General features: G+C 71.3%; 21 protein-coding genes. 5 read left to right on the forward strand and 16 right to left on the reverse strand.

Annotated elements, in window-relative coordinates:
- Positions 1-7: 7 nt before the first annotated feature.
- From dapD to VFO68_RS04500, 3 genes are read left to right on the forward strand one after another with little or no spacing between them, the layout of a single operon-like run.
- Positions 8-973, forward strand: coding sequence for a 2,3,4,5-tetrahydropyridine-2,6-dicarboxylate N-succinyltransferase (gene dapD, locus VFO68_RS04490; protein WP_325156890.1), 966 nt, complete (start codon positions 8-10; stop codon positions 971-973).
- A gap of 38 nt (positions 974-1,011) precedes the next feature.
- Entirely contained in the window at positions 1,012-1,755 is a 744-nt protein-coding gene (locus VFO68_RS04495) for a CHAD domain-containing protein (protein WP_325156861.1), read from the forward strand.
- A 3-nt stretch (positions 1,756-1,758) separates the two neighbouring features.
- Positions 1,759-1,962: a hypothetical protein gene (locus tag VFO68_RS04500; RefSeq protein ID WP_325156862.1), complete on the forward strand. Its 204-nt coding sequence runs from the start codon at positions 1,759-1,761 to the stop codon at positions 1,960-1,962.
- A gap of 142 nt (positions 1,963-2,104) precedes the next feature.
- Here VFO68_RS04500 and dapC read toward each other — a convergent pair whose 3' ends face one another.
- From dapC to typA, 13 genes are all read right to left on the reverse strand, one after another.
- On the reverse strand, positions 2,105-3,229 hold the full coding sequence (gene dapC / locus VFO68_RS04505) for a succinyldiaminopimelate transaminase (RefSeq protein ID WP_325156891.1): 1,125 nt from the start codon (positions 3,227-3,229) through the stop codon (positions 2,105-2,107).
- A complete protein-coding gene (fdxA, locus tag VFO68_RS04510; protein ID WP_325156863.1) occupies positions 3,229-3,558 on the reverse strand; it encodes a ferredoxin in 330 nt (109 codons plus the stop codon). Before fdxA ends, dapC begins: the two co-directional genes overlap by 1 nt.
- A gap of 195 nt (positions 3,559-3,753) precedes the next feature.
- The gene (locus tag VFO68_RS04515; RefSeq protein ID WP_325156864.1) at positions 3,754-4,530 is read right to left on the reverse strand and encodes a hypothetical protein; all 777 of its coding nucleotides are present in this window, start codon (positions 4,528-4,530) and stop codon (positions 3,754-3,756) included.
- Positions 4,523-4,894 (reverse strand): hypothetical protein, encoded by a 372-nt coding sequence (locus VFO68_RS04520; protein ID WP_325156865.1) that lies wholly within the window; start codon positions 4,892-4,894, stop codon positions 4,523-4,525. Before VFO68_RS04520 ends, VFO68_RS04515 begins: the two co-directional genes overlap by 8 nt.
- On the reverse strand, positions 4,891-5,766 hold the full coding sequence (gene mshB, locus VFO68_RS04525; RefSeq protein WP_325156866.1) for an N-acetyl-1-D-myo-inositol-2-amino-2-deoxy-alpha-D-glucopyranoside deacetylase: 876 nt from the start codon (positions 5,764-5,766) through the stop codon (positions 4,891-4,893). Before mshB ends, VFO68_RS04520 begins: the two co-directional genes overlap by 4 nt.
- 35 nt (positions 5,767-5,801) lie before the next feature.
- Positions 5,802-6,752: an ABC transporter permease gene (locus VFO68_RS04530; RefSeq protein WP_325156867.1), complete on the reverse strand. Its 951-nt coding sequence runs from the start codon at positions 6,750-6,752 to the stop codon at positions 5,802-5,804.
- Positions 6,753-6,785: 33 nt separating this feature from the next.
- Positions 6,786-7,787: an oligopeptide/dipeptide ABC transporter ATP-binding protein gene (locus VFO68_RS04535; RefSeq protein WP_325156892.1), complete on the reverse strand. Its 1,002-nt coding sequence runs from the start codon at positions 7,785-7,787 to the stop codon at positions 6,786-6,788.
- Between the two features lie 68 nt (positions 7,788-7,855).
- Positions 7,856-8,902: an ABC transporter ATP-binding protein gene (locus tag VFO68_RS04540; protein ID WP_325156868.1), complete on the reverse strand. Its 1,047-nt coding sequence runs from the start codon at positions 8,900-8,902 to the stop codon at positions 7,856-7,858.
- Positions 8,903-8,917: 15 nt separating this feature from the next.
- Positions 8,918-9,898, reverse strand: a complete 981-nt coding sequence (locus VFO68_RS04545; RefSeq protein ID WP_325156869.1) for an ABC transporter permease — start codon at positions 9,896-9,898, stop codon at positions 8,918-8,920.
- A gap of 16 nt (positions 9,899-9,914) precedes the next feature.
- Positions 9,915-10,850, reverse strand: coding sequence for an ABC transporter permease (locus tag VFO68_RS04550; RefSeq protein WP_325156870.1), 936 nt, complete (start codon positions 10,848-10,850; stop codon positions 9,915-9,917).
- A 68-nt stretch (positions 10,851-10,918) separates the two neighbouring features.
- Positions 10,919-12,604: an ABC transporter substrate-binding protein gene (locus tag VFO68_RS04555; protein WP_325156871.1), complete on the reverse strand. Its 1,686-nt coding sequence runs from the start codon at positions 12,602-12,604 to the stop codon at positions 10,919-10,921.
- A gap of 526 nt (positions 12,605-13,130) precedes the next feature.
- Positions 13,131-14,849 carry an ABC transporter family substrate-binding protein gene (locus tag VFO68_RS04560; RefSeq protein ID WP_325156872.1) on the reverse strand — a complete coding sequence of 573 codons (1,719 nt, stop codon included), beginning with the start codon at positions 14,847-14,849 and terminating at the stop codon, positions 13,131-13,133.
- Between the two features lie 78 nt (positions 14,850-14,927).
- The gene (gene typA, locus VFO68_RS04565) at positions 14,928-16,817 is read right to left on the reverse strand and encodes a translational GTPase TypA (RefSeq protein WP_325156873.1); all 1,890 of its coding nucleotides are present in this window, start codon (positions 16,815-16,817) and stop codon (positions 14,928-14,930) included.
- A 149-nt stretch (positions 16,818-16,966) separates the two neighbouring features.
- On the opposite strand from typA, the gene VFO68_RS04570 reads away from it, so the two are divergent.
- A complete protein-coding gene (locus tag VFO68_RS04570) occupies positions 16,967-17,128 on the forward strand; it encodes a hypothetical protein (RefSeq protein ID WP_325156874.1) in 162 nt (53 codons plus the stop codon).
- A gap of 154 nt (positions 17,129-17,282) precedes the next feature.
- Entirely contained in the window at positions 17,283-18,254 is a 972-nt protein-coding gene (trpS, locus tag VFO68_RS04575) for a tryptophan--tRNA ligase (RefSeq protein WP_325156875.1), read from the forward strand.
- Here trpS and VFO68_RS04580 read toward each other — a convergent pair.
- The 3 genes from VFO68_RS04580 to VFO68_RS04590 all read right to left on the reverse strand — a co-directional run bounded on the left by VFO68_RS04580 (position 18,251) and on the right by VFO68_RS04590 (position 20,791).
- Entirely contained in the window at positions 18,251-18,661 is a 411-nt protein-coding gene (locus tag VFO68_RS04580) for a (deoxy)nucleoside triphosphate pyrophosphohydrolase (protein WP_325156876.1), read from the reverse strand. The two genes, trpS and VFO68_RS04580, sit on opposite strands and share 4 nt — an antisense overlap.
- A complete protein-coding gene (locus VFO68_RS04585) occupies positions 18,658-20,013 on the reverse strand; it encodes a HAMP domain-containing sensor histidine kinase (RefSeq protein ID WP_325156877.1) in 1,356 nt (451 codons plus the stop codon). Before VFO68_RS04585 ends, VFO68_RS04580 begins: the two co-directional genes overlap by 4 nt.
- 70 nt (positions 20,014-20,083) lie before the next feature.
- Positions 20,084-20,791, reverse strand: coding sequence for a response regulator transcription factor (locus tag VFO68_RS04590; protein WP_325156878.1), 708 nt, complete (start codon positions 20,789-20,791; stop codon positions 20,084-20,086).
- Positions 20,792-20,814: the final 23 nt, after the last annotated feature.

Below are 20,814 nucleotides of genomic sequence, written 5' to 3' on the forward strand. Positions count from 1 at the left end.
TACCACCCTGGAGAGCAGCGGCGCGCACGCCGTCGGCCTGGCCACGGTCACCGAGGAGGGCACCGTGCTGGACGCCTGGTTCCCGCGTCCGGCACTGGGCCCGGCGCCGGCCCCGGGCACCCAACCGCTGTCCGAGCAGGAGGCGGCCGACGAGCTGGGCGCCGAGGTCTCCGCACTGCTCGGCCCGGATCCGGTGCGCGGGGTCGAGGTGGTCCCGGTGCGCACCGGCATCACCTCGCTGGCCGACGTGCCGGCCGACGCCTACGACGTGTACCTGCGGCTGCACCTGCTGTCCGCCCGCCTGGTGCGGCCCAACACGGTCAGCCTGGACGGGCTGTTCGGCCTGCTGACCAACGTGGTGTGGACCAACCGGGGGCCGTGCCGGGTGGACGGGTTCGAGGCGACCCGGCTGCGGCTGCGGGCCGGCGGGCCGGTCACCGTGCACCTGGTCGACAAGATCCCGCGCATGGTCGACTACGTGGTGCCGTCCGGGGTGCGGATCGCCGACGCCGACCGGGTCCGGCTGGGCGCGCACCTGGCCGCCGGGACCACGGTGATGCACGAGGGGTTCGTCAACTTCAACGCCGGCACGCTCGGCGCGTCCATGGTCGAGGGGCGCATCTCCCAGGGCGTGGTGGTGGCCGACGGCTCGGACGTCGGCGGCGGGGCGTCGATCATGGGCACGCTGTCCGGCGGCGGCCGGGAGACGATCAGCATCGGCAAGGGCTGCCTGGTCGGCGCGAACGCCGGCATCGGCATCTCGCTCGGCGACGACTGCATCGTGGAGGCCGGGCTGTACGTCACGGCCGGCACGAAGGTCACTACGCCGGACGGCGACGTGGTCAAGGCCCGCGACCTGTCCGGGCGCTCCGGGCTGCTGTTCCGGCGCAACTCCGGCACCGGCGCCGTCGAGGTGATCAGCCGCTCCGGCAGCGGAGTCGAGCTGAACGCCGCCCTGCACGCCAACGACTGAGCAGCCCCGGCGCCGCCGCGCTCGCTTACCATGCAGTCATGGCGTCGGCAGCGCTCTCTCAGGTAACGATCCATCCTGTCGACTTAGGACTCGCCGAGTCGGCGCGCACTGCCGGCCCGGACGACCCGCCCGCCGTGCACGTCCGGGCCCGGCTGGACGAGCAGATCCGGGCCCTGCTCGAGCACGAACCGGCGGCCCGGATCGGCAGCGATCCCGAAGGCGTGCACCAGATGCGGGTCGCGGTGCGGCGTATCCGGGCGGCGCTCAAGGCGGACGGTGCGAACCTGGGCGAGGCCGGGGCCGCGCTGCAGTCCGAGCTGCGCTGGCTCGGCGGTGTGCTGGGCGCGGTGCGCGATCTCGACGTGCAGCTGGAGCACCTGCGCGGGCAGGCCGCCGACTTCCCGGCGGCCGAACGGGACGCGGTGGAGCGGCTGCTGCTGGGTCTGCGGGCCGGCCGGCAGCTGGCCCGGCGCGACCTGCTGGCCGCGCTGCGCGATTCGCGGTACCGGGCGCTGCTGGCGGCGCTCGCGGCCGCCGCGGTGTCCGAGCCACCGGAACAGCCGGCGGCAGGCGAGCCGCCCGCGGCCCGGCTGGTCGCGGTGATCAGGCGCCCGTACCGCAAGCTGCACCGGGCGGCCGAGGCGCTCGACGCCGACCCGCCCGACGACGACCTGCACGAGCTGCGGATCCACGGCAAGCGGCTGCGCTACGCCGCCGAGCTCGCGGTCGAGGCCGGCGGGCCGCCGGTACAGGCCCTGATCAAAGCGACCAAACGGCTGTAGGACGTGCTCGGTGATCACCAGGACGCCTGCGTCGCCGAGCAGGAGATCCGCCGCCTGTTGTCCGAAATGGACAGACCGGACCCGGAGGTGGCCTTCGCCGCCGGCCGACTGGTCGAGCGGGAACGGGCCCGCCGCGCGGACCGCCGGACCCGCTGGCGGGCCGCCATGACCGAAGTCGACGAGCACGCCAAGACCGTGCTGCCCTGAACACACGCCCGCACCGTTCGCTGCCAGCGCAACCACCGCATCAAGATTCCGGAGCGGCGGCACCGCACCTCAGGGGACCGTGACGGCACCCCGCCACCATCCACCCGATGCCCGCACCCTTGGCCGGAACGCAACGACCAAATCAAAATTCCGGAGAGGCGGAACAGAGGCGGTTGGCGACGGCGCGGACCCGGTCGTCGGGGGCGGTCAGGGCGACGCGGACGTGCCGGGCGCCGGCCGGGCCGTAGAAGGTGCCGGGGGCGACCAGGACGCCGCGCTCGGCGAACCAGGCGACGGTGTCCCAGGCCTCCTCGTCTCGGGTGATCCACAGGTACAGCCCGGCCTCGGAGTGCTCGATCCGGAACCCGGCGGCGGTCAGCGCGTCGCGCAGCACGGTCCGGCGGGCGGCGAACCGGTCCCGCTGGACCGCGATGTGCTCGTCGTCGCCGAGCGCGGCGGTCATCGCCGACTGCACCGGGCGGGGCACCATCATGCCGGCGTGCCGGCGGGTCTCCAGCAGGTCCGCGACCAACGCCGGGTCGCCGGTGACGAAGCCGGCGCGGTAGCCGGCCAGGCTGGAGCACTTGGACAGCGAGTGCACCGCGAGCAGGCCGTCGAACCGCCCGCCGCACACCGACGGGTGCAGCACCGACACCGGCTCGCGCTCCCAGCCGAGGGTGAGGTAGCACTCGTCGGAGGCGACCACCGCGCCGCGCTCCCGGGCCCAGTCGACCACCTTGCGCAGGTGCTCGGGCGGCAGCACCCGACCGGTCGGGTTGGCCGGCGAGTTCACCCAGACCAGCACCGGCCGAGCCGGGCCGAGGGCCAGCAGGCTGTCCGAGCGGACCAGGTCGGCCCCGGCCAGCCGGACCCCGACGTCGTAGGTGGGATAACCCAGCTCCGGGATGACCACCACGTCGCCCGGCCCGGCGCCGAGCAGCGTGGGCAGCGCGGCCACCAGTTCCTTGGAGCCGATGGTGGGCAGCACCGCGTCCGGCTCGATCCCCTCGATCCCGTGCCGGCGGCGCAGCGCCTCGACGGCCGCGGCGCGCAGCTGCGGGGTGCCGTGCGTGGCCGGGTAGCCGGGCACGGCCGCGGTCTCGGTCAGCGCCGCCTGGATGGCCGGCGGCACCGGGTCCACCGGGGTGCCGATGGACAGGTTGACCAGGCCGTCCGGGTGGGCGGCCGCCCGCGCGGAATGGCCGGCCAGCGTGTCCCACGGGAAGTCCGGCAGCGCAGGCCGCCGGCCAGGCGCCTTGGGGCCGATCAGTCGTGCCCCTCGCCCATCGGGGGGAGGTCCTTGATCAGCGGCGGGTCCGCGCTCACCTTGCCTACCTTGGCCGCGCCGCCCGGCGAGCCGATCTCGTTGAAGAAGTCGACGTTGGCCTTGGTGTATTCCTTCCACTGGTCCGGGACGTCGTCCTCGTAGTAGATGGCTTCCACCGGGCAGACCGGTTCACAGGCCCCGCAGTCGACGCACTCGTCGGGGTGGATGTACAGCATCCGGTCCCCCTCGTAGATGCAGTCGACCGGGCACTCTTCGATGCATGCCTTGTCGAGCACGTCGACGCAGGGCTCGGCGATCACATAGGTCACTGCGCTCTCCTGCTCCTCTTCCTGTTGGCGTGCAGGCGGGAAGATTACCGGTTGTGGCTAGTATCCCTCTGAAGAACCGTTGGCCGAGCACCGGTGCCACACACCTCACACCATCCAACATTGTCGCGGCCCAAGTTTGAGTGCCAGACCAGACCGCCGACCGGCTGCCACCAGGCCTGTGGTCGAGTGGAAGGCTCAGGCGGCCGCCGCGAGCCATTTCTTTCCGGCCTTGGCGGCGCGCTTGAGCGCCGACCGCTCGCCGAGATAGTCGCCGGCCATGCCCACGACCGGGAGCAGCCCGAGCGCCCGGTGGTAGAACCGGCCCTGCGGCCGTTTGTCCAGTTCGTCGCCGAGGGCCCAGAGGGTCCGCCCGAACCGCCACATGGTGCGTCCGGCGGCCCGCAGCGTGACCCGGCCGTGCCGGGCCGAGGACTTCGACAGGTCCTCGGTCAGCTCGGCGGTCTGCCGTTCCTCGGTGTCGTCGGCGCGGCGGGCCAGCGCCGGGTCGATGTCCCGCTCGAACAGCACGGCGGCCAGTAGCCGCACCCGCTCGGCCGGGTCGGTCACCCCGTGCTCGGCCGCGATCGCGCACAGCAGCAGGCCCTGCCCGGCCAGCGCGAGGGTGTCCTGCAGCGGCACCCGGTCGGCGATCGCGCCGGCCAGCCCGGGCAGGGCGGCCAGCAGCACGGTGAACCGCCCCACCCGGTTCACCCACCACTCGTCGCGATCGGTGACTGTCATCCGGCCCCACGCCGCCGTGCCCGGCACCCGCATGTTCTCCAGGCCCTCGCGCATCTTCTGCCGCAGGCCGCCCACCTCCGCCGCCTCCTGCTCGGCGCCGCCGTCCGGCAGCACCCGGCGCAGCAGACCCAGCGGGTCGGAGTCGCGCAGCGCGGTCAGCATCGGCGTGGTGGCCCGCACGAACGGGCGCAGCACGGCAACCACGTGCCGGTCGGTGATCGGCTCAGCCACGCGAACCTCCGAGCATGTACGCCGCCGGCAGGGCACCTCCTGCCAGCAGCAACAGGGCGCGCCAGTCCTCGGTCAGCACCAGGTCGCCGCCGGGACCCATCAACCCGAATACCCCTATACAGAGCAGCCACACCAGCAACGGCGCGGCGGCTACCGAGGTCCGCGTCGACAGCCGGCCGGACAGGTGCACCAGCAGCGGCAGGGTCAGCGCGGCGACCAGCGCCGACACCGGCAGCGGAAACCCGTTCAGGTCGGGCAGCAACCAGCCGTCGAACCGCAGCGGCAGGTAGAGCAGTTCCAGCACCGCGAGCACCATGCTGTCCACCAGCAGCACCGCCAGGAACAACCGGTCCCGGGTCGTCACGACCGCACGCCGGGTGCCTCGGCCAGCCCCAGCCCGCCGAACAGGTCGGTCTCCACGCCGGTCCGCGGGCCCCGGGCCAGCACGTAGTACTCCTCGTCCAGCACCGGCTGGGCGATGCCGTTGGACAGCGCGTAGCACCGCTCGCCCTCGGCGCCCTGCCAGACGCTGATCTGGGTGGCATGGGCCCGCAGCGCGCCGAGCTTGGCCGGCAGCGCCTCGGTCACCCGGACCGCCGTGCTGATCTCCGCGTCGTCGGTGACCGGCAGTTCGCCCGGCCGGGGCAGCCGGTAGGGCTGTCCGGCATAGCCGGCGAGGGCCGCGACCCCGTCCTCGACGGCGGTGCGCGAGGTGACCGCGTAGAACACCCGGTCCACATCGGACACCGCGGCGCAGGCCGCCATGGTGACCTGGTGCGCCCGGATGTGGTCCGGGTGCCCGTAGCCGCCGTCCGGCCCGTAGCTGATCACCACCTGCGGCCGGACCTCCGCCAGCACCTCGACCAGCGCCGCGGTCTGCTCGCCGGGATCGCCCGCCGCGAACGCCCGGGGATGCCCGTTGGCCGGCGTGTCCACCATCCCGGAGTCCCGCCAGCGGCCGATCCCGCCGAGGTAGCGCTGGTCGGACACGCCCAGCACCGCGCACGCGGCCCGCAGCTCACCGACCCGGTACCCGCCGAGCTGGTCGGCCGCCTGCGCGGCCAGGCCGCGCAGGAACTCCGGAATGACCTCGCCCTCCTCGCCGAGGGTGCAGGTGACCAGCGTGACCGCCACGCCGGCCGCCGCGTACCGGGCGATGGTTCCGCCGGTCCACAGGCTCTCGTCGTCCGGATGCGCGTGCACGAGCAGCATCCTGGGCGGGGCGGTCAGGGTCACCGGGTGAGCGTAATGGGCCGGTTTCGCCTGGGTGCTCAGGTCACCCGGATTCGCGGGTCGAGGTAGGCCGAGATCAGGTCGACCAGCGCGATCAGCAGGACGAACGCGATGGCGCCGAGAAGCGCGATGGCGATCACCACCGGCCGGTTGGCGTCGTGCAGCGACTTGATGAACAGGAAGCCGACCCCGTCGTACTGGAAGATCGTCTCGACGATCACCGCGCCGCCCATCAACGCGCCGATCGCCAACCCGGCGTGGTTGACCACCGGGATGATCGCGTTGCGCATCCCGTGCCGCAGCACCACCCGCCGCTCGGAGAGCCCTTTCGCCCGGGCGGTGCGCAGGTAGTCGGCGGCCAGCACGTCCAGCATCGACGCCCGCATCATCCGCGCCACGAACGCGATATCGACCAGGGCCAGTGTGATCGCCGGCAGCAGCACCTCACGCAGCCACGGCACGTCGACACCGAACGCGTGCGGCAGCGCCGGGAACAGCTCGACGCCGAACAGCCGCAGGCCGGAGAGCTCCTGCCGGAACACCAGCGCCACCACGAACACGGGCAGGCAGAGCAGGGTGATCGTGGTGGTGGTGATCACCGCGTCGAGCGCCGTGCCGGGCCGCACCGCGGCCAGGGCGCCGGCCAGCACGCCGACCGTCAGGCTGATCAGGATCGCCAGCACCGCCAGCCCGGCGGTGTGCGGGGCCACGTGGGCGATCAGCTCGCCCACCGGCCGGCGCTGTTCGAAGTCGACCCCGAACTCGCCGGTGAACAGGTTCTTCAGATAGATCAGGTAGCGCGCCAGGAACGGCTTGTCCGTGCCGAACCGCTCCCGGAGCATCTGCTGGGTCTCCGGCGGAAGCATCTTCTCGTCGGGCGTGGTCTTGAACGGGTCGCCGAAGTAGAACAACCCGATGTGGGTCACCAGGGTGACCACCAGGATGACCATGACGGCATGCGTCAGCCGCTGCGCGGTGAACCTCAACATGGCGCAACCCCCTCGCTGCGCGGTGTGTTTGAGCTAGGCGCGCACGACTTCACGCACGGCCGCATAGTGGCAGGCGGCCCGGTGGCCGGAACCGGACACCGGGTTCAGGGCCGGGCGCTCGTCGATGCAGCGCTGTCGCTCACCTTCGGAGAGCTGCTCGAACTTCCAGCAGCGGGTGCGGAACCGGCAGCCGGACGGTGGGTTGGCCGGGTTGGGCACGTCGCCGCGGAGCACGATGGTCTCCCGGATCCGCTCCAGCTTCGGGTCCGGGATCGGCACCGCCGAGATCAGGGCCTGGGTGTACGGGTGGTGCGGGCGGTCGAACAACTCGTCCCGGTCCGCGATCTCCACGATCCCGCCCAGGTACATCACCGCGACCCGGTCGGAGATGTGCCGCACCACGGACAGGTCGTGCGCGATGAACAGGTAGGTCAGGCCGAGCTCGTCCTGCAGGTCCTCGAGCAGGTTGACGATCTGGGCCTGGATCGACACGTCCAGGGCGGAGACCGGCTCGTCCAGCACCACGAACTTGGGGTTCAGCGCGATCGCCCGGGCGATGCCGATGCGCTGGCGCTGCCCGCCGGAGAACTCGTGCGGATAGCGATCGGCGTACTCCTCGGCCAGGCCGACCGTGTCGAGCAGGTCCGAGATCGTCGACTTCTTGATCGCCACGCCCATCAGCTGGTACTTCTCCGACAGGATCTGCCGGATCGTCATGCGCGGGTTCAGCGAGGCGTACGGGTCCTGGAAGATGATCTGCATGTCCCGCCGGGCCTGACGCAGCTTCTCCTTGCCCAGCTTGGTGACGTCGACGCCGTCCAGCTCGACCCGGCCGCTGGTCGGCTCGATGAGGCGCAGAATGGCCCGCGCGGTCGTCGACTTGCCGCAACCGGACTCGCCGACCAGCGCCACCGTCTGTCCCTTGTGGACCGCGAAGGACACGCCGTCCACGGCCTTCACGTGACCGATGGTGCGCTTGATGAACACCCCGCTGCGGATCGGGAAGTGCTTGACCAGGTCGGTCACCTCGATCATGGGCGTACCGGCCGGCTGGCTGACCGAGATCTGCGCCGCCCCGTTGCCGACCGGATCCACGGCTTCACTCACTGGGCCAACCTCTCCTCGTTCGCCATGCCGACCTGGTCGCTGTGCACGCAGGCGGCCAGATGACCGTTCCCCGAAACCGTCTCCAGCCGGGGAACCGCCACCACGCAGGCTTCGGTGGCGAACCGGCAGCGCGGGTGGAACGGGCAGCCCGGGGGCACGTTGGCCAGGCTCGGTGGCACGCCCTTGATCGGCGTCAACCGCTCCTGACGGCGATGGTCCATCCGAGCCAGGCTGGACAGCAGGCCGAAGGTGTAGGCGTGCCGCGGCTCGTAGAAGATCTCGTCGGTGGTGCCGGCCTCGACGATCCGGCCGGCGTACATCACGTTGATCCGGTCGGCGTGGCTGGCCACCACCCCGAGGTCGTGCGTGATCAGCACGATCGCGGTGTTGCGGTCCTCCTGCAGCTTCACCAGCAGCGCCATGATCTGCGCCTGCACCGTCACGTCCAGCGCGGTGGTGGGCTCGTCGGCGAGCAGCACCTGCGGGTCGTTGGCCAGCGCCATCGCGATCATCGCGCGCTGCCGCATCCCGCCGGAGAACTCGTGCGGGTACTGGTTGAGCCGCACCGCCGGGTTGGGGATGCCGACCTCACCGAGCAGGTCGAGCGCCCGGCGCCGGGCCACGACCTTGCTGACCTTCTGGTGGTTGCGCACCATCTCGGCGATCTGGTCGCCCACCCGGAACACCGGGTTCAGCGCGGTGAGCGGATCCTGGAAGATCATCGCGATCTCCCGGCCGCGCAGCTTGCGCTGCTGCTTCTCCGGCATCTTCATCAGCGACTTGCCGCGCAGGAAGATGTCCCCGGACGGGAAGGTGGCCGGCGGGCTCTGGATCAGCCCGAGGATCGTCATGGCGGACACCGACTTGCCCGACCCGGACTCGCCGACGATGGCAAGCGTCTCGCCCTCGTTGACCATCCAGCTCACGCCGTCCACGGCCTTGACGACTCCCCGGTCGGTCACGAAGTGCACCCGCAGGTCCCGCACCTCCAACAGCGGTGCCGAGGAATCCAGGTCGATGTCGAGGTCGTCCACGCTCGCCATTGCGAGAGGTCTCCTTTATCGCAGCTTCGGGTCGAGGGAGTCGCGCAACCCGTCGGAGACAAAGGCGAACGCGAGGGTCGTGATGATGATCGCGATACTCGGGAAGATCCAGAGGTAGCTGGTGTTCGGCACACCGAAGTTCTTGAACCCCTGACTGATCATCTGACCCCACTCCGGGGTCTCGATCCCGACCCCGACACCGAGGAACGACAGCGACGCCATGGCCACCACCGCCACCCCGATGCTGGTGAACGCGTAGACCAGCACCGGCGCGATCGCGTTCGGCAGCACGTGCCGGATCACGATCCGGCGCGGCGACGCGCCGATGGACCGGGCCGCCTCCACGTACTCGGACTCGCGCAGGGAGAGGACCTGGCCGCGCATCAGCCGGGCGGTGGTCGTCCAGCCCAGGATGATCAGCGCGACGGCGACCGGCCAGGCGCCCTCGGTCTGTCCCGGGTCGATCGAGCGCACGATCACGATCGCGCCGATCAGGTACGGGAAGGCCAGGAAGATGTCGGTGACCCGCATCAGCAAGGAGTCCCAGCCGCGGCCGAAGTACCCGGCGACGGCGCCCACCGTGACCCCGATGACCAGCGAGCCCAGCATGGTGCCGACGCCGACCAGCAGGGCCAGCCGCAGGCCGTAGAGCATCATCGAGAACACGTCCCGGCCCAGCGTGTCGGTGCCGAACCAGTGATCCGCGGTGGGTGGCTCGATCGTGTTCAGCAGGTTCTGCTGGGTCGGGTCGTACGGCGAGATGAGCGGGGCGAGTACCGCGATGAGGATCAGCAGGCCCACCATGATCAGCCCGACCATGGCCAGCTTGTTCTTCTTGTAGCGGTGCCAGATGTCCTCCAGCTGGCCCCGGTTCCGGCGGCGCTTGCCCGGCCGGGCGGCGCTGTCCTCCTCGACCGGGAGGACATCCTCCCCGATCGGCTCGGTCATCAGGGTCTCGGCCGGCAACCTCAAGTCCCGGTCGGGTGTCTCGGTCACGGCATTCTCACCTCGCTCAACTGAGCCTGATCCGTGGATCGAGGTACGCGTAGAGGACGTCGACCACCAGGCTCAGCGTCACGAACGTGATCACCGCGAAGGCGCTCACCGCCATGATGATCGGGTTGTTGTTGCTCAGAATTGCTTTGTACAGCAAGAACCCGACGCCCTGGTACTGGAAGATGGTCTCGGTGATCAGCGCACCGCCGAGCAGCACCCCGATGCCGATGCCGACATAGGTCACCACCGGGATCACGGAGTTGCGCATGACGTGCTTGCCGATCACCTTGCGTTCGGAGAGACCCTTCGCCCGGGCTGTTCGGACGTAGTCGGCGCGCATGATCTCCAGCATCGAGCCGCGCATCAGCCGGGCGATGAACGCGGCGTCGACCACCGCGAGGGTGATCGCCGGTAGCAGCACCTCGGCTAGCCAGAATGGTTCTGGTCCGAACGCACTTCTTGGTACAGCAGGGAAGAACCACTCCCCGCTGACGGTCGCCCGCAGGGAGAGGCCGATCACGAAGGTCGGCACGCCGATCGCCAGCGTGGTCAGGATCGTGACCAGCACGTCCCAGACGGAGTACCGCCACACGGCGGCGATCACGCCGGCCGTGATCCCGATCAGAATGTCGATCACGATCGCGACGGCGGCCAGCCGGATGGTGTAGGGCACCGCCTGGGCCAACATCTCCGAGACCTCGCGACGCTGGTCGAAGTCGATGCCCAGGTCTCCGGTGAACAGGTTTCGCAGGTACACCAGGAACTGCATGGGGAGCGGCCGGTCCAGGCCGAACTTGGCGCGCAGCGCCGCCTGGGTCTCCGGCGGCACCACCTTGTCGCCGCTGGACGCGAACGGGTCGCCGATCGTGAACAGGGCGACGAACAGGAGCAACATCGCCGCCACGATCACCAACACGGCTTGCGCGAGCCGGCGGATTATGAACTTGCCCATGGCGTGGTACGCCTCCTGACGTGCCGGGAGGCCGGCGACCCTGTCGGGCCGCCGGCCACCCCGCTAGTTCACTTGACGCTGATGAGCGGCAGGTCCGGGTGCTCGTTGAAGTTCATCCGCAGGTTGATGAACTTGTCGGTCGCCGCGAGCCGCATCTGGATGCGGTTCCACAGCGGGATGAGCGCCAGGTCCTCACCGATCGCCAGCTTCTCGGCCTCCTGGTAGAGCTTGGTCCGCTCGGCCTGGTCCTTGCTGGCCCGGGCCTTCACGAGGAGGTCGTCGAACGCCTTGTTGCTGTACCGGCCACGGTTGTCACCCTTGGTCGGCTCGGTCGGGCCGGCACCGATGGCGTCGGTGCTCAGCAGCGGCGACAGGTAGTTGCCCGGGGTCGGGTAGTCGGCGCCCCACGCGGCCCGGAACAGGCCGGTGGCGCCCGGCTGCTGCTCGTTGTTGAGCAGGTCGGTGAACTGAACGCCGGTCATCGTGATCTTCAGGCCGAGGTTCTGCTCGAGCTGCTGCTTGATGGCCGCCATCCACTCCTCGTGGCCGGCGTCGACGTTGAACTGCATGTTCAGCTCGGTGCCCGGGGTCAGGCCGGCCTCGTTGGCGAGCTTCTTGGCCTCGTCCAGGTTGAAGTTGCAGGCGGTGCACACACCCGCCTGGTAGGCGTCCTTGAACACCGGCGGAAGCAGCGTCGTGGACGGCACCTGCGAACCCTTGAAGACACCCTCGATGATCGTGTTCCGGTCGATCGCCATCGAGACGGCCTTACGGGCCTTGGCGGAGTCCAGCGGCTTCTGCGTGCCCATCGGCAGCAGGTAGTTCATGCCGTTGGTGCTCTTGCGGATCCACTTGCCCTGCGGCTCGTAGGTGTTGCGCGAGTCGGACAGCTGCGGGGTCGGCATCCGGGCCCAGTCGAACGTGCCGTTCTTGAACCCGTCCAGCTCGTCCTTGGCGCCGTTGGGCGCGATGGTGATCTCGACGGTGTCCAGGTAGGCCTTCTTGTCGACGCCGTAGTCGTCGAAGCGCAGCAGCTTGATGCCCTTGTCGTGCTCCCACGGTCCGGCCATCTTGAACGGCCCGTTGCCGACCGGCATGTCGTTGAAGGTCTTGTTGTCCGCAGCACCGGCGTTGCTGGGCACCGGGCTGTAGACCGGGTGGTTGGTGCGCAGGAAGAACTCGCAGTCCGGCGACGACAGCTTGACCTTCAGCGTGCCCGGGTCGGTGGCGTCCACACCGGCGAAGTCGGTGGCGGTGCCACCCTGCAGCGCGGCGTAGCCGTCGATCGGCTCCAGGTGGTAGGCCACCTCGGAGGCGGCGGACTTGACCGCGGCGCGGGTCCAGCCGCGCTTGAACGACTCCGCGTTGACCTCTTCACCATTGTGGAACTTGGTGCCCTTCTTCAGGGTGAAGGTCCACTGTGAGCAGTCGTCGTTGGGCTCCCACTTCTCGGCGACGCCCGGCTTGACCGAGCCGTCCGGCTCGACCCGGATCAGACCGGTGAAGATCGCCTCGGCGACCAGGATGCCCTCGGACTCCTGGGCGTTGTAGGGGTCGATCGCGGTCGGCTCGGTGATCGCGAGGCGGAAGGTTCCGCCCGGCTTGCCGTCCTGGATCTGAACCTCTGGCGTCTCCGGCCAACCGGCCGTCTGGGTCGGCTGGGTGCTGCCGCCCGTGCCCGTGTTCTCCTTCTTGGCGCAGCCAGCGAGCGCGAGGCCGGCGACGGTGACACACACCGCTGCGCGGAACCACACTGCTTGTTTTCTACTCAAGTCAATCCTCCATGAGCGAGCACGCACGGGGGGCGGCGTGCGCCCTAACTTGTCGTGACACATCGTGCACGGAACCCGTAACAGCCGCGCGACGGGGTCCAACCGGGGTGACCGGCCGTCGCCTCGCGGTCGAATGTGGGGTACACGCCGCAACGAACCTCGTTCTGCATCCTTGGGTCTTGTGACGCCTGCCCGCAGAACAGCGGGCGCGCCGTTGCAGGACGTTAGAAACCGGAAAGCCTGCGGTCACCTGTCGAGGTGCGATCGTGACCAAAGGGTGACACGTTGGCGGCAAGGCGCAACCCTCCCGTTACTGGGGGAAACTGCACACGATCTGCCGGTAAGGTGCAAGCAATTGTCAACCCACCGATCGGCGCAGCCCATTCACGCCGAATAAACGGGAAGACCAAACTACACCCGGGCTGCGGCGGGCCGATAGGGGAAACCGCGCGTGGGGGCCGAAACCGGATGCGGTCGTGCGCCGTGGCGGACCTGCGGGTAGTGCGCCTCAGCCGACCAGCCTGCGCCAGTCCGGCGCACCGGCGAACGGCCCGGCCAGCGGCGGGCCCGGCCGGACTCCGGCCATCTCAGGCCTGATCACCAGGGTGTCCGCCTCCTGGTACAGCGGCACCGACACCGCCTGCCGCCACAGCGCCGGTTCCACCGCGGACAGCGCGTCGGACAGCGCGATCGCCCCGGACAGCGCGGCATCGACCGTCGGCGTGATCGTCGGGTCGCAGGTGCCGACCGGGCTGACCGGGACCGGCGCCGGGTTCTCCGAGCCCACCGCGCAACCGAAGTTGGTGGCCATCACGCTGGCCGCGTCGCCGCCGGCCGGCGCGGGCGCGATCAGCAGGTTCAGCTGCTCGCCGGCATCGGCGGCGGCGAGCCGGGTGGAGTACAGCTCGCTGGCCGGCGCAGTCACGACCTTGGCCATGATCCCCTCGGCGAGCAGTTGCCGGCGCACCTCGCCGGCCATGGTCACGTAGGCCAGCCGCTCCTCGGGCGCGCCGATCACCAGGGTCAGCTGGGTTCCGTTGCGGGTCCACGCCCCGGTCGCGTCGCTGTAGCCGGCCTCGGTGAGCAGCGACCGGGCCAAGGTCCGGTCCGGCTTGGCCGGCGGACCGGGCGGAACCGTCGCCGCGTAGCCGGGTGCGGTCGGTGGCAGCACCTGCGCGTCGGCACGCAGCGCGGCCTCCGGGCCGCCCGCCGTGCCGACCGTGATCACCGCGTCCCGGTCGAGCATCGCCACCACGGCCCGGCGCACCGGGTCGGCGGCGAGGTCCTGGCCCACCGGCCGCACCACCAGGGTGGCCACGGTCGGCCGCGGGACGGTGTGCGTGGTCACGGTCTCGCCGAGGCTCTCGATCAGGGCGGCGCCGGCCGAGTCGGTACGCATCAGCGCGAGCTGGTCATGGCCGGCCCGCAGGGCGTCGACGACACCCTGCTCGTCGGCCCGGCGCAGGATGATCCGGTCCAGCGGCGGCGGCTGCTCCCAGTACCGGTCGTTGCGCTCCAGCACGACCTCGCCCCGCACCCGGTCCAACGTCTTGATCGCGAACGGGCCGCCGGTGGTCGGGTAGCCGTCCTTGAGCGCGTCGGTCCAGCCGCCCGGCGCGTCCTTGAGCAGGTGCGCCGGCACCAGCCCGGAGAACAGCGACCGCCAGCCCGGGTACGGCTTGGCGAAGGTGACCTCGACGATCTTCCCGGCGTCCCGGGTGGTGATGTTGGAGATCAGCTGGTAGCCGGCGGCGCCGATGGTGCCCGGCGCGTCGCGCAGTTGGTCGCGCAGGTAGACGAAGTCCTCGGCGGCGATCGGCGCGTTGTCCGCCCAGGACGCCTCCGGCCGGATCTGGTAGGTCACGGTGTACGGCTGCGCCCGGGTCACCTCGGCGGAGACCATCAGCGTGGTGTCCAGCCGCGGCGTGCCGTCCGGGGCCGGCCGGAACACCGAGGGCAGCAGCAACGTGGACAGGGCGGTGGTCAGCGCCGACTGGTCGGCCACCTTGTGCGGGTTGAGACCGCCGGCCACGCTGTCCACGCCGACCACGACCTCGCCCGGATCCACCTTGCGGACGGGCGTCGTACTGCCCACCGGGGTGGTGACCAGCGGCGGCGGCGGGGCGTTGGTGCAGCCGGCCAGGAAGGCGGCGCCCAGCAGCACGGCAAGGCTGTGTTTCCGGAGGCGCGCGCGCCGCGGCACGGTTCGGACCTGCGGGTCGCCCACGTTCACCTCCCCTGCCCATTGTCAGGCTAATGTCGAGCGGGATTTCCGGCCGGCAAACCACGCAACCGCACCGCGTGGTTACCCGCGGTCGCGAGTCTTGGCCCGGGATCGTTCCCGGCCCCGGGTGGTCGCGTCCAGCACGACCTTGCGGATCCGCACCACCTCCGGCGCGACCTCCACGCACTCGTCGGCCGCGCAGAACTCCAGCGCCTCCTCCAGACCGAGCGTGCGCGGGCGGGCCAGCCGCTCCAGCTCGTCGCCGGTGGAGCTGCGCATGTTGGTGAGCTTCTTCTCCCGGGTGACGTTGATGTCCATGTCCTCGGCCCGGGGGTTCTCGCCGACCACCATGCCCTCGTACACCGCCGCGCCGGGCTCGACGAAGAACGTGCCCCGGTCGGCGAGCTGCAGCATGGCGTAGCTGGTCACGGCGCCGGTGCGGTCGGCGACCAGCGAGCCGCTGTGCCGGCTGCGGATCTCCCCGGCCCACGGGTGGTAGCCCTCGAAGATCGCGTTGGCGATCCCGGTGCCGCGGGTCTCGGTGAGGAAGTCGGTGCGGAAGCCGATCAGCCCCCGGGACGGCACCACGAACTCGACCTTGACCCGGCCGGTGCCGTGCCCGCTCATGTGTTCCAGCCGGCCCTTGCGCCCGGCCAGCAGCTGGGTGATCGCGCCGAGGTACTCCTCCGGCGAGTCGACGGTCAACCGCTCGAACGGCTCGCACACCGTGCCGTCGATCACCCGGGTGACCACCTCGGGCTTGCCGACGGTGAGCTCGAAACCCTCCCGCCGCATGGTCTCCACCAGGATCGCCAGGGCCAGCTCGCCGCGGCCTTGCACCTCCCAGGTGTCCGGCCGCTCGGTGGGCAGCACCCGCACGCTGACGTTGCCGACCAGTTCGGCGTCCAGCCGGGCCTTCACCAGCCGGGCGGTCAGCTTGCTGCCGCCGCCGCGACCGGCCAGCGGGGAGGTGTTCACGCCGATCGTCACCGAGATCGCCGGCTCGTCCACGGTGATCCGGGGCAGCGGCGCCGGATCGTCCAGGTCGGCCAGCGTGTCGCCGATCGTGATGTCCGGGATGCCGGCGATGGCCACCAGGTCACCCGCGCTGGCCTGGGTGGCCGGCACCCGCTCGAGCGCCTCGGTGATCAGCAGTTCGGTGATCTTCACGTTGGCCACCGTGCCGTCCTCCCGGCACCAGGCCACCGTCTGGCCCTTGCGCAGCCGGCCGGCGTGGATGCGGCACAGCGCGATCCGGCCCAGGAAGCTCGACGCGTCCAGGTTGGTGACCAGAGCCCGCAGCGGGGCTGCCGGGTCGCCCGCCGGCGCGGGCACGTGCGCGAGCAGGGTGTCGAACAGCGGGTCCAGGGTGTCGCTGTCCGGCAGGCCGCCGTCCGGCGGCGCGGTCAGGCTGGCCCGGCCGGCCCGCGCCGAGGCGTAGACCACCGGCAGGTCCAGCACGGAGTCGTCGACGTGGTCGAGCTCGGAGGCCAGCTCCAGCAGCAGGTCGTGGGTCTCGTCCACCACCTCGGCGATCCGCGCGTCCGGGCGGTCCACCTTGTTCACCACCAGGATCACCGGCAGGCCGGCGGCCAGCGCCTTGCGCAGCACGAACCGGGTCTGCGGCAGCGGACCCTCGCTGGCGTCCACCAGCAGCAGCACGCCGTCCACCATGGACAGTCCACGTTCGACCTCGCCGCCGAAGTCCGCGTGCCCCGGGGTGTCCACCACGTTGATGGTGACCGGGCCGTGTGCCGTGTCCCGGCGCACCGCGGTGTTCTTGGCCAGGATCGTGATGCCCTTCTCCCGCTCCAGCTCACCGGAGTCGAGCACGCGGTCGACCGCCTCGCCCCGGGTGGACAGTGCGCCGGACTGCCGCAGCATGGCGTCGACCAGCGTGGTCTTGCCATGGTCGACGTGGGCCACGATCGCCACGTTGCGCAGGTCGGTCCGGGTGAGGACGGCCGTCACGGAATGCTCCAGCTTCAGGTTCGGGGGAAGAAAGAAGAAACCGCACTCCAGGATAGCTGTACCGGTGCTGTGACCGAGGCCATCCACAGGAAGGGGAAGGTTAACCTAACCTAAGGGGCGACAGCAGGGGCCAGGACCGGAGCGTGGGCGTGGGCAAGAAGCACAAGAAGGGTACGCCCGCGGACGTGGTCCGGAAGCTGATGAAGAAGGGCAAGCTGAAGAAGAAGTGCTGCCGGTCCGACCCGCGGTGCAAGAAGTGCCCGGTGCTCGCCCTCAAGCGAATCAAAGCCGACTACAAGAAATCCGCGTGAGGTCGGTAGGATGGTCGCTGTGCGTCACCTGAACACCATGTGGTGGGCCGCCGACCGGCGGCCGTGACGTCATGCCCTGACCACGTGAGGCCGCCCGAGGGGGCGGCCTTTCGTCGTAACAGGCCCCTCGGCGGCGCGGAGGAGGCTCACCGCGATGACCCGACTGTCCGGCATCACCCCGTCCGGCCATGCCCACGCCGGCAACTACCTGGGCGCGATCCGGCGCTGGGCCCGCGAAGGCGCGCCCGGGGACCTGTACTTCGTCAGCGACCTGCACGCCATGACCACGCCCTACCACCCGCAGCGGCTGCGCGCGCACACCCGCGAACTGCTGGCCGTGCTCATCGCCAGCGGCATCGAGCCGGACCAGATGTTCGTGCAGTCCGACCTGATCCGTGAGGTCGGGGCGCTGACCTGGTTGCTGGAATGCACGTGCGCCTACGGCGAAGCCGCGCGGATGACCCAGTTCAAGGAGAAGGCCGGCAAGGACGGCAAGGTCACCGCCCGGCTGGGCCTGCTGACCTACCCGGTGCTGATGGCCGCCGACATCCTGCTGCAGGGCGCGGACGAGGTGCCGGTCGGCGACGACCAGGAGCAGCACGTCGAGCTGGCCCGGGCGCTGGCCCGCCGGTTCAACGGCACGTTCGGCGAGGTGTTCGTCGTGCCCAGGGCGGTCACCCCGCAGGCAGGCGCCCGGATCCGCGACCTCGCCCACCCGGACCGCAAGATGGACAAGTCCGCGGGCGACGTGGCCGGGGTGATCTTCCTGATGGACGCCCCGGACCTGGTGCGCCGCAAGGTCAAGCGCGCCGTGACCGACAGCCTGGACCGGCTCGAGTACCGGCCGGACGACCAGCCGGGCCTGGCGAACCTGCTGGAGATCGTGGCCGCGTGCACCGGCAAGTCCCCGCGCGAGGTGGCCGACTCGTTCGACTCCTACGGCACCCTGAAGGACGCCGCCGCCGAGGCGCTGATCGAGGAGCTGCGGCCGATCCGCGACACCGCCCGCACCCTGCTCGACGACCCGTCCGAGCTGGACCGGGTCCGGGCCGACGGCGCCGTCCGCGCCCGCGAGCGCGGCACCCACCGCCTCCAGTCCGCCCTCCGCCTGGCCGGCGTCGGCTAGCCAGTTCCGGAGCGGCGGTCCAGCAGGCGGGCTAGCAATGCGGGGAGGAGTTCGCGGTCGGCCGGCAGCCACGGGACGGTGTCCAGAGTGGCCGCGGACAGCCAGCGCAGCGCGGTGTGCTCCCGGGCCACCGGGGTGGCGTCCGGCGGATCCAGCACGGCGTCGAACACCCGCAGCACGAGGCCGGGGCGCAGCGGGACGTCCGGGGCGATGGGACTGCCGACCCGGATCCGGACGCCCAGCTCCTCGAGGCACTCGCGGACCAGCGCCGCCCGGTCGGTCTCGCCCGGCTCGACCCGGCCGCCGGGTAGCTCCCACTGGCCGGCCACGGCGGCCGGGAAGGCCCGCTGCTGGGCCAACACCAGGCCGGCCCGCAGGATCGCGGCGCCCACCACGAGATTCGTCATGACGGCAGGGTCCGCCAGCGGACCTGGAACCGCGCGCCGCCCTCGGGTGACTCGCCGACCTCGACCACCCCACCCCGGCGGCGCACCACCTCGGCGACCAGCGCCAGGCCCAGCCCGGCACCGCCACTGAGCCGGGACCGGTCGTCCTGCACCCGGTAGAACCGGTCGAACACCCGGCCGCGGTGCTCCTCGCCGATCCCGTAGCCGTCGTCGTCGACCACCAGGCGCACCGTCGATGCGGCGTAGAGCACCGACACCGTCACGTGCGCGCGGGCGTGCCGGACGGCGTTGCGCAGCAGGTTGTCCAGCACCAGATCCACCTCGGCCGGCGCGGCCGACACCCAGGCCGGTCCGGCCGCGTGCAACCGCACCGCCGGGCCCCCGCCGGTGTCCCCGTGCTGGTCGGCCGCACCGATCCGGGCCACGGCGTCCCGGGCGGCGCTCGCCACGTCGACCGGCTCGGCCGCCGGCAGCTCACCGGCGTCCGACCTGGCCAGCGTGAGCAAGCCGTCCACCAGGGTGGACAGCCGCACCGACTCGCGGACCACCTCGGCAAGCACCTCCTGGGACAGCTCCGGATCCGGGTTGGCGACCGCGACCTCGGCCTGGACCCGGATCGACGCCACCGGTGAGCGCAGCTCGTGCGCGGCGTCGCCGGTGAACCGCCGCATCCGCTCGGTGGCCTCGTCCCGGCGGCTCAACAGCGCGTTGAGCGCGGCGGCCAGCGAGCGCAGCTCGTCGTCCGCGCTGGGCAGCGGCAGCCGGCTGCCGGCCGGCAACCGGGCCGCGGCCAGCCGAATCCGCTCCACCGGCCGCAGCGAGTAGCGCACCGCGAACCAGGTGGCCGCCCCGGCCGCCGCCACGCCCAGCACCGCCGCCAGCAGCAGCCAGTTCAGCGCCCGTTGCGGCGCGGACTGGTACCCGACCAGCGCGGTGCCGACCGCCACCAGCCGCTGCGCGCCGTCCGGCGCGGTGGCCACGGTGCCCACCCACCGCTGCGGCGGCTCGTCCCCCGACCGCAGCACCGGGGTGCCGGCCTTGAGGGAGCGCAGGTCCGCGCCGCTCAGGTCCGGCTTCGGCCGGCCGTCCACCGGTTCCCCGGCGGTGTCCAGCACGTGCACCTGCACGCCGACCGGACCGGTGCGCGGCGGCTGGCCGGCCGTCACCTCGGCGACCACGCCGGTCAGCGTCTCGGTCAGCTCGGTGTCCGCCGCCCGGACCAGCAGCGGCCGGATCAGGTCGCTGGTCAGCACGGACAGCGCCACCAGCACCACCAGGGTCACGGCGGTGGCGACGGCGGTGATCCGGAACCGCAACGTACGCCGCAGCCAAAGCGCGCGCGGGCTGATCACATCGCCTCCTCGCAGGCTCGGAGCCGCCGTGATCGGACGCCCTGCGACATTGGCTCGCTCGCAAGCTCGCTCACCGTTTGTCGAGCACCGTGTCGATCTCGGCGTTGGAGGCCAGGTAGCCATGCCCGCGCACGGTGCGCACGATGCCGCCGGCGCCGGCCAGCTCCAGCTTGCGGCGCAGGTAGCCGACGTAGACCTCGACCGCGTTGCGGGTCGCCGCCTGCTCGTCGCCCCACACCTCGCGCAGCAACTCGTCCTTGGTCACCACCGACCCGGCCCGCCCGGCCAGGCAGTCCAGCACCGCGAACTCCCGCGGGCTCAGCGCGATCAGCTCGCCGCCGAACCGCACCTCCCGGGACGCCCGGTCGACCACCAGCTCACCCAGCCGCAGCCGGCGGTCCGACCCGGCCGCGGCGTTGCGCCGCAACATGGCCCGGACCTGGGCGACCAGCACCACGAACGAGAACGGTTTGACCAGGTAGCCGTCCGCGCCGAGATCCAGCCCGTCGGCCTGGTCGATCTCGCCGTCCTTGGCCGACAGCAGCAGCACCGGGGTGCGCACGCCCTCCGCCCGCAGCCGTTGCAGCACCCGGTAGCCGGACAGCCCGGGCAGCATGATGTCCAGCACAATCAGGTCGTACGCACCGGTCCGGCCGATCTCCAGGGCACTGGGACCGTCGCCGGCGACCACGATGTCCATGCCCTCCGCGGTGAGGCCGCGTTGCAACGCCCGGCGCACGCCCGGCTCGTCGTCCACCACCAGCACCCGGGGTCTCATGAGCACAGCATGCCTCAGCGGAC

Source organism: Actinophytocola sp. (genome assembly GCF_035712165.1).
GTDB lineage: Bacteria > Actinomycetota > Actinomycetes > Mycobacteriales > Pseudonocardiaceae > DASYTH01.